A 7881-nucleotide genomic window follows, 5' to 3' on the forward strand; every position below is an offset into this window, starting at 1 on the left:
ACTAGCATGAAGACGCAGGTGATTCGAAGCAGAGAAGAGCTTCCGGCATGGGAAGGGCGCTGGCGGGAGCTCGTGAACCATATGGAAGCTGCCGAGGTGTATGATACCTGGGAGTGGCTGGAGGCGTACATACGGCATTTGTCCAAACCGGATCAGGAGCTGTTTATTGTGGCCGTAACCGATCGGGACCAATGCATTGCGATTGCACCGCTGTATATCCTAGGGCAAAAATGGCATGGGATGCGAATGAGATCTCTTCGCTTTATCATACACGGAACCGGTGAATCCGGAAGCATCCTATTACATAAGGAGTATAATTACGCCAGGATGATGAAGGAAATATCGGAGTGTTTACGGGAGCACCGGCACGAATGGGATTGTATGGACTTATACAATCTTCACGCCCATCATCCAGTGGCTGGGCTGCTGGGCCAGGCTTTCGGAGACTGGGCAGAGCTGTACATAAAGCCGAGATCCGTGGCTCCTTATATCAATTTAAAACTGTACAACCCGCACAAGCTGGAGAACAGCCGAATCAAGGCGATTGAACGGAAAGAGCGAAAACTTCATCAGGACCGCGAAGCACGAATCGTGATTGATGTACCGTTTGATTCCGCTGTCTGGGATCGTTTCACGGCGCTGCACAAGCAGAGGTGGACGGACAGCATGTTTCATGAAAATAAGATGATGGCCTTCTATCGGGACATCATATCAAAATACCAGGGTACGGACCGGGTTAACTTCTCTTATCTGGAAGTGGAAGGATGCATGGCTTCGGCCTGGATGACGGTTCGCTATAACAGTAAGGTATATATGTATTTGACCGCGTTCTCTAAGGCTTACGCCGAGTACGGCGCCGGTCTCATCCTGGTCAACCGGATGATGAAACATTATTCCCGTGAGGGCATTAGGGAGATCGATTTTATGCATGGCGTGCAGGAATACAAATTTTATTGGTCTGACTCGGCCAGAATCCATTACCAATACCGTTTGGTCAAACGGGACCGGCGCAGCAGCCTGCTAAGGGCACTTAGTTTATTGCAGGTCAACAAGGAACAAATCAAATCCTTGTTCGAGGGGAAACGGGAGCGCAGGATTATCGGTAAGGAGACAAAATGATGCGAATCGAACTGTGCAAATGGTATAACGGTGCGGCTTCGCCGGTATTGTTCATGATTGATGATCTTGCGAACGCCTGGGTGGATACGAATAGCAACGGAAAAGTGGAATGGGGCGAGGATTGGGGTTTTTTCAGAAATGAAGACCAATCCTCGTTCCGCTTTTTGGAGGAGCGGATATTACGCGAATATCCGGACGTCAAGGTGACCTTTTTTGTTCCGGTCGGCTGCAGAGTGGGGATGGTGATTGAACCTCAGCTAACCATGGTTTCCGAACCCATCAATGCGACGGAAGACAGCAGGGCGTTTTTTAGGTTCATTCACCACCATCCGAACTACGAGCTCGCATATCATGGAACAACTCATGGAGTTCCTGGAAGGCTTGCTGCGGATTTCCGCCAGGAATGGGCTTCTTTCGGCAGTCTGGACGAGGCCCTGCAACGTATAGGTGAGGGATTGCACATCTTTGAAGATGCGGCGGGCGCAAGACCTCTAGGGGGAAAATACTGCGGATATACCAGCAACGAATTTTCCGACGAAAGTATTAACAGCTCCGGCTTCACCTGGTGGTGCAGATACTGGAACCGCGGATTGGAGTCCGGCATCTCCGATCCGACTTTCGGGACGGACCCCGATCCCCTGACCAATTACGATATCAAGCGTTTTGGGAGCCGCGGAGTTATTGACATTCCATCCACCGTGAATGGCGCGCTGCTGAACGGTGCGTTCGGATCGGTCCGGTCCCCTAAAGGAGCGGTGAAGCGTATGCTCAGGAAGACCTATATCCGGCAGAAGCTGCGCAGCGTGGATGCGCTTATGGAGCACCAATTGGTTATCAGCATCCAGGAGCATATCGCCCCTTCGCGTGATGACGGTAAACGGCAGAGTCCCAACATTTTCGACGACAGTGCGAGCCTGATCCAGCTGTTCAGCTATTTGAAGGGCAAAAATGTCTGGTACTGCACCGGTTCGGAGCTGGCGGATTACGTGAATACCAGAGACCATTCCGTCATCGAACATATGGCGGACGGCCGTTTTAAGCTAAGGCATGAAATGGAACACCGGGGACGGACATTGTCGCTCAGGTCCCGGGATCTGCCTTCCTTCCGGCTGCGGCTACCCGATGGAACATCGGTGCAGGCTGTAAACGGCGTCGTTAATATTCCGGTACTCCCGGGAGAGTATACCGTCATGACACCATTGGGCGAGGAGAGCCCGGAAAGGGGAAGAGCCAGTGAAGGTGCTGTTCCAGACAAGATTCAATCTGTTCACCCGAAAAGGCGGGGACACCGTCCAAATCGTCAAGACCAAAGAGTTTATTGAACGAAAATATCCGGACATCCGGATTGATATTAACAGCGATCCATCGGTGGACGTATCGGGTTACGACCTGGTCCATATTTTCAATTTACTCCGTCCGCAGGAAACAAGCCTGTTCGTGCAAAATGCCAAAGCCCAAAACAAAAAAACGGTTCTATCTACGATCTATTGGCGGAGCCCCGAGTTTGAGAAGCAGGGCCAATTCGGATTGAGGAGGATGATCAACCGGCTGATCGATTACGACGGAATGGAAAAAATCAGAGCTTTGTACAGGTACTACCTCGACGGCGAGAAGCACGATGGCACAAAGCAGTTGATCCGCCGGGGATACACCCGTCTGCAAAGGGACATTCTCGATCAGGTCGATCTTCTGCTTCCCAATGGAGAAGGCGAGATTGAGCTCATCCGGAACGTGCTGAAGCCCGGCAAACCGATCCGATATCTGGTTGTGCCGAATGCCATTGACGCCGGTTTGTTTTGGTGTGAGCCGCTGCCGGATCGGGATCTGGTGCTCTGCGTCGGCCGGTTCGAGCCGCGCAAAAATCAGCTGAACCTGATCAAGGCGTTTCGCGGCCTTCCTTACAAGCTGGTGCTTGCAGGAACGGCGCACAGAACGCAGCAGAAATATTTTGACGCGATGAAAAAAGCCATTGGAAACAGCAACGTGCAGATCGTTCCCGAAATGGAACATGATGATTTAAAAGCATGGTACCGAAGAGCCAAAGTTCATGTTCTACCCAGCTGGTACGACACGCCCGGGCTTGTTTCCCTGGAAGCGGCTGTCAGCGGTTGCAATATCGTTGCGACGACGAGGGGAACGACTCGGGAATACTTTCGGGATGACGCCTTCTACTGTGAACCGGGCAGTGTCGAGAGTATTCAGCGTGCCGTCATGCAGGCTTTCCAATCGCCCGGAAATGAGCAGCTTCAGCGTAGAATTGCTGCTCACTATACTTGGGAGAAGGCGGCGGAGAAAACGGTGGAAGGATACCGTCAGCTGTTAGGATAACGTGTGCGGGAGGTAAACAGAGGATGAAGAACACCATGATCGTCATTTCCGATTATACAGAGGGAGAACCAGTAGTGGCGTCGGTCCGGTTTGAGGGGCTAATGCGCCACTTTCAAGAGCAATACCGGCTGGTCGTGATCAGCGACGGCAAGCACGGAGCCCGGCCAAGCCGGTTCTCCAATATCCACTTGGCGTACGCATCGCCGGTCAGCTCGTTCACCCAGACATTGAAGGACGGCGAGAACGCCGTCCGCAAGCATCCTTTGAAAGATCGGGCAGAGAAACTGCTGCGGAACAAGTGGGTATTGTCGGCCTGGAGAAATTACAGGTACAGCCGGTTCAAATTCGTCCGAATCAATCCCGCCTTGTTCAGGCAGCTGGACCAACTTATGGAGCAGCAAGAGATCCAGGCGGTGTTTGTCACGGTGCCTGACGTTTACGGTCTTTATATTCTGGACTACATTAAGGCCAAGTGCCCCGGGGTTCCGGCGATTATTGAAATTCGCGACATTATTAATCACAGTATCGGCGAAGGCCATCCCCGCCTGACTTACCGCCTCGCGGAGGCGAAGCTGGCCAGGCTGGCTGACGGTGTAGTGGCCGTCTCTCAAGGGATTGTGCGTCATTATCAATCCGGTACGGACAGAATTCCAGTAGTGCTGATCAAAAACGGTTTTGACGATACGCAATTCACAGACTGCCGGTACTTGCCTTTTACAAGCGGACCGCCCGAGTCATTGAGTCTGGTTCATCTCGGATCTATTTATAAAGGAAGAAATTTGAAAAGTTTGATTGAGGGTCTCCGGGCGTATCACCTGCAGTCCGGCGTACGGATCCGCTTCGATTTGATCGGACTGCTCGATCAGCAGGCGTATGAGGACCTTCATAGCGTAGACCTTACCGGCATCGGGGTGAATGTCCGGGTACTCGGCAGCATGGATCACGAGAAGGCAGTCCAGCGTCTGAAGGAGGCCGATATTGCCGTGATCCTCACGCACCCTCGGGGGAGTGATTATGCGATTCCGGGAAAGACCTTCGAATATATCGGGGCATGCAAGCCTATCCTGGCGGTCACCCGGGATCCGGAGCTGATCTCCCTCGTAGACGGGCGTTATGGCGAATGCTGTGCCCATGATGCAGAAGCAGTGGCTTCGGGGATGAACCGAGTGATCGACGGTCACTATGACTTTTCGGATCGGGGAAGGTATTCCAGAAGCCGGCAGGCCCAATGCCTGCTTGATTTTATTGGGGACATCAGCCGGGTCGCACAAGGGGAACGGACTTTTCGGGCCCCGAGACCGTTGCCATGATGGTGCTCTTGCTTATCATTCCCGTTCTGGTATTAGGCTTTCTGGTAGCGGTCCACATTATTCCGGCAAAAGGGATGATCGCACTGGCCATCGGCATGGTGCTTCTGGCCGCGGTCAGCGGGATTCAACTGAGTGCAGGCTTCCGTGACGTTCACGTGGATCTGACTTTTTTCGTCTTGATGGCAGCGGATTTGTCCCTGATAGTGCATCTCATGCTCCGCAGGCGAATTCATCGCTTGGGAAACGATAGTTCCGGCCTCGCCAGACTGCAGACCGTATCCATCTTCATCGTGCTCCTTCTGCTGGTGCTCGTATTCCAAGGGTTTGTTTCGGAAATCTACGAATCCGGACTGTACGTGTATCATCTGAATGTGTATGTAAATATACTCCTGATGGCATCCCTGCTGTATATGTTGGCAAGGATGCAGCTGAACGCTTCTTGGCTGCTGCAGCTCATCGTCGTCTATTCCCTGGCCAACTCCCTGCTCGGCATTCTTCAATATGTTACGAACCGTTCATATTTGCTGTTCGCAGCCGAAGATTCGATCAATTACTATGAAGGCGTCAAGGTCGCGAAGCGGGTCGTCGGGTTTGTCGGAGCAAGCAACGGCGCAGGGAACCTGGCAGCGGTGTTGTTTCCGGTCCTATTGATGTATTTTCTGAACAAGAGAACGTTTTTCGGTGCGGCCGCACTTCTCCTGAATCTGCTCTTTTTATTCCTTACATTCACAAGGATCGGTTACTTGTCTGTGTGCGTGCAGTTCCTAGTCTTTTTACTTACCGGTAAAATCGGCGTGCAGTATCAGCTACTGAAGAAGCTCGGTATTGTGATGTTTGCGGCTTTGGCCGGGTTGATCATCTATCAGATGTATTTCGACCAGCTGAATCAGATCTTGTTTCTCGACCGGGGCAATACCGAATCGCACCGTTTTGTCCAGTTTTACGAAGCGTTTGGGATCATGAAGGAGCACATGGGAATCGGCCTTGGCGCAGGTCAATATATCCCGTATATGCAGATTCATCATGGGGTTAACGACATCGCCCTGCACTCCCAGTTTTTGAATGCCTTTGTAGAACTCGGAACGATTGGCGGGATTCTATTTTTCACCACATACGTCTTGCTCTTCTTGTGGAGCCTTCGCTTGTATAAAGGGGAGAGGTGGTTTCCACTTTGTTTGTTTATCGGAAATTTTATCGTCGCCAATTTTAATCCGAATCAATATTACAGCCTCTGCGTTTATACCTTTTTTATCATCGCCTTCGGCTTCGTTTTTGCCAGGAGGGGCATTAACCGCAGACAAAATGGACCAATGGAGGCGTCAAACTGCCCGAATCAAAGAAATCCGGCCGCCAATATAATGCTAGTGAACGAGGGGGTATAACCATCATCGATCAGGGAGGCGTTTATGATGTCCGGAGGAGAAAACGGGGATCCAAGCAAGCCATTGTCCGCTTCATTCGCTGATCCTTCCCTGGGGGCGGGAATCAATGTCAGGCTATTCGGAGCCAAAGGCGACGGCGTGACGGATGACACACCGGCGATCCAGCAGGCGATCAGCAGCATTTCGCAGACCGGGGGAACGATCCTTATTCCCGATGGAGTGTATAAGGCCAACATCACGATCAGAACGTCCAATATTTATATTACGGGCACCGGCACTCTTAACGGCTGCATTAATCTGTATGGGACCCCGACGACAAACGACCGGTTCACCGGGACTGGCAACGTGAAGATCGACGGCATTACCATTCTGGGGGACAAAGTCCGCAACGGGGTTAATATCAGATGGTATTACGGTGTGCTGATTACCAATGTCCGATTTATTCAATGTCTGAAAGCGATCTATTTTGAAAAGGTGAACAAAACCCAACATTCCTCCCGATACACAATTACGAGCAATCAACTGATCGATTGCAATTACGGCCTGTATGTGGATTATTCGCCTCCGGATGACGGTGGAAACCATGTCGTGGGGGACGTGAATTTCTCCAACAATATGTATGAATCTAGAACGAACGTCCGTGGCGCTTTCGGAAATATGTATCATATTTGGGCTAAAGGCATTGACGGCCTCATTTGCAAAGGGAACACCTTCTTCTTCGGCCATACTGGAATGGAGAAAAGCAATATATATATTGAAAACTTCAACTGGGTGGTTATCGAAGGAAACCATCTCTTTGAAGCGGTCGACAGCGCGGTGATCGCACGTGACGGATTTAATCTCGTCGTTGCGAACAACAATGTGGCATGGGCCCAAAAATACGGCATATTCCTCTCCGCCATTGTCGGCGGCGTGATCAACGGAAATAACCTTACCTGGAAATCCGGTGAAGACATTGCATCGACCGGTGTCTATATTGAGAACAGCCCCTATTTTATCGGAAATATATCGAATAACAACCTGTTTTTCCCCGGCATATATGCTATCCAAATCAAGGACAGCTCGTTTATCAATATAACCGGCAATAATGCCCGCAGCCAGTATGGGAAAAACCAGCCGCTACTCATCAACAGCCCGGCGACATGCACCTCCGTCAGCGTAACGTCCAACCAATTTACGAATTATCCGCAGGGAACGCTCAATCAGGGATACTACTCGGATACACCGGTCAGTACGAACTATCTCAGCGGAAACACCGAGGGCTTGCCAGCCGTGCCCCTAAAAGGGGTCTTGTCCGAGGAATATCGGGCTTTTACCAATAACGAAACGGCGGTTGATCTGTCCAATCTGACGTTGGCGGTCTTCGCGTGCAGCAAACCCACCGTTGTCACGCAGTTGACGAAAGAAAATCTGTCGCAATCCCTGCCGCGGATGATCGTTATTTATTCCTATACGAGTAATTTAAGAATTTCGCGCCAAATTCCTGGCGTGAAGCTGAAAGGCTCGGGATCTTATGTATCTTTTCCGGCTGATTCCAGTATGACGCTGCTGGTATACGGGTCTCAGATCATGGAGATATCGAGAAATTTCTAGGATGGACGATGCTAGAGGGACCCCAGCGGGTCCTTTTTTTTATCCCGATAAATTTTTTTGTAAAAGAGGTAGGTCAGATGACAACCCATGTGTTCATTATCGGTTCCAAAGGAATACCGGCCCATTACGGCGGGGTTGAAAACCTCGTC

At 51.1% G+C, this 7881-nt stretch carries 7 protein-coding genes; all 7 read left to right on the forward strand.

From position 1 onward, the window contains the following. The first annotated feature begins 6 nt into the window (after positions 1-6). The gene (locus tag BCV73_RS05950; protein WP_089546461.1) at positions 7-1119 is read left to right on the forward strand and encodes a GNAT family N-acetyltransferase; all 1113 of its coding nucleotides are present in this window, start codon (positions 7-9) and stop codon (positions 1117-1119) included. Beyond that, complete coding sequence (locus tag BCV73_RS05955) at positions 1119-2441, forward strand: hypothetical protein (protein ID WP_218828108.1); 1323 nt, start codon at positions 1119-1121, stop codon at positions 2439-2441. Before BCV73_RS05950 ends, BCV73_RS05955 begins: the two co-directional genes overlap by 1 nt. Next, complete coding sequence (locus tag BCV73_RS05960; protein WP_089546462.1) at positions 2353-3447, forward strand: glycosyltransferase; 1095 nt, start codon at positions 2353-2355, stop codon at positions 3445-3447. The genes BCV73_RS05955 and BCV73_RS05960 overlap by 89 nt, the downstream gene beginning before the upstream one ends. Positions 3448-3470: 23 nt before the next feature. Further along, on the forward strand, positions 3471-4757 hold the full coding sequence (locus BCV73_RS05965) for a glycosyltransferase family protein (protein ID WP_089546463.1): 1287 nt from the start codon (positions 3471-3473) through the stop codon (positions 4755-4757). Further along, on the forward strand, positions 4757-6139 hold the full coding sequence (locus tag BCV73_RS05970; RefSeq protein WP_218828109.1) for an O-antigen ligase family protein: 1383 nt from the start codon (positions 4757-4759) through the stop codon (positions 6137-6139). Before BCV73_RS05965 ends, BCV73_RS05970 begins: the two co-directional genes overlap by 1 nt. Before the next feature lie 27 nt (positions 6140-6166). Then, the gene (locus BCV73_RS05975) at positions 6167-7732 is read left to right on the forward strand and encodes a glycosyl hydrolase family 28-related protein (protein WP_218828110.1); all 1566 of its coding nucleotides are present in this window, start codon (positions 6167-6169) and stop codon (positions 7730-7732) included. Positions 7733-7809: 77 nt separating this feature from the next. Then, positions 7810-7881 (forward strand): DUF1972 domain-containing protein (locus BCV73_RS35685; RefSeq protein ID WP_256993122.1); only part of this gene is annotated, 72 nt, incomplete at its 3' end.

The sequence above is a fragment of the Paenibacillus sp. SSG-1 genome, from assembly GCF_002224835.1.
Taxonomy (GTDB): Bacteria; Bacillota; Bacilli; order Paenibacillales; family Paenibacillaceae; genus Paenibacillus_AQ; species Paenibacillus_AQ favisporus.

Coding starts and splice junctions, on each gene's coding strand:
- BCV73_RS05950 (WP_089546461.1), top strand. CDS start 7: ATGAAGACGCAGGTGATTCGAAGCAGAGAAGAGCTTCCGGCATGGGAA.
- BCV73_RS05975 (WP_218828110.1), top strand. CDS start 6,167: ATGTCCGGAGGAGAAAACGGGGATCCAAGCAAGCCATTGTCCGCTTCA.
- BCV73_RS05970 (WP_218828109.1), top strand. CDS start 4,757: ATGGTGCTCTTGCTTATCATTCCCGTTCTGGTATTAGGCTTTCTGGTA.
- BCV73_RS05965 (WP_089546463.1), top strand. CDS start 3,471: ATGAAGAACACCATGATCGTCATTTCCGATTATACAGAGGGAGAACCA.
- BCV73_RS05955 (WP_218828108.1), top strand. CDS start 1,119: ATGCGAATCGAACTGTGCAAATGGTATAACGGTGCGGCTTCGCCGGTA.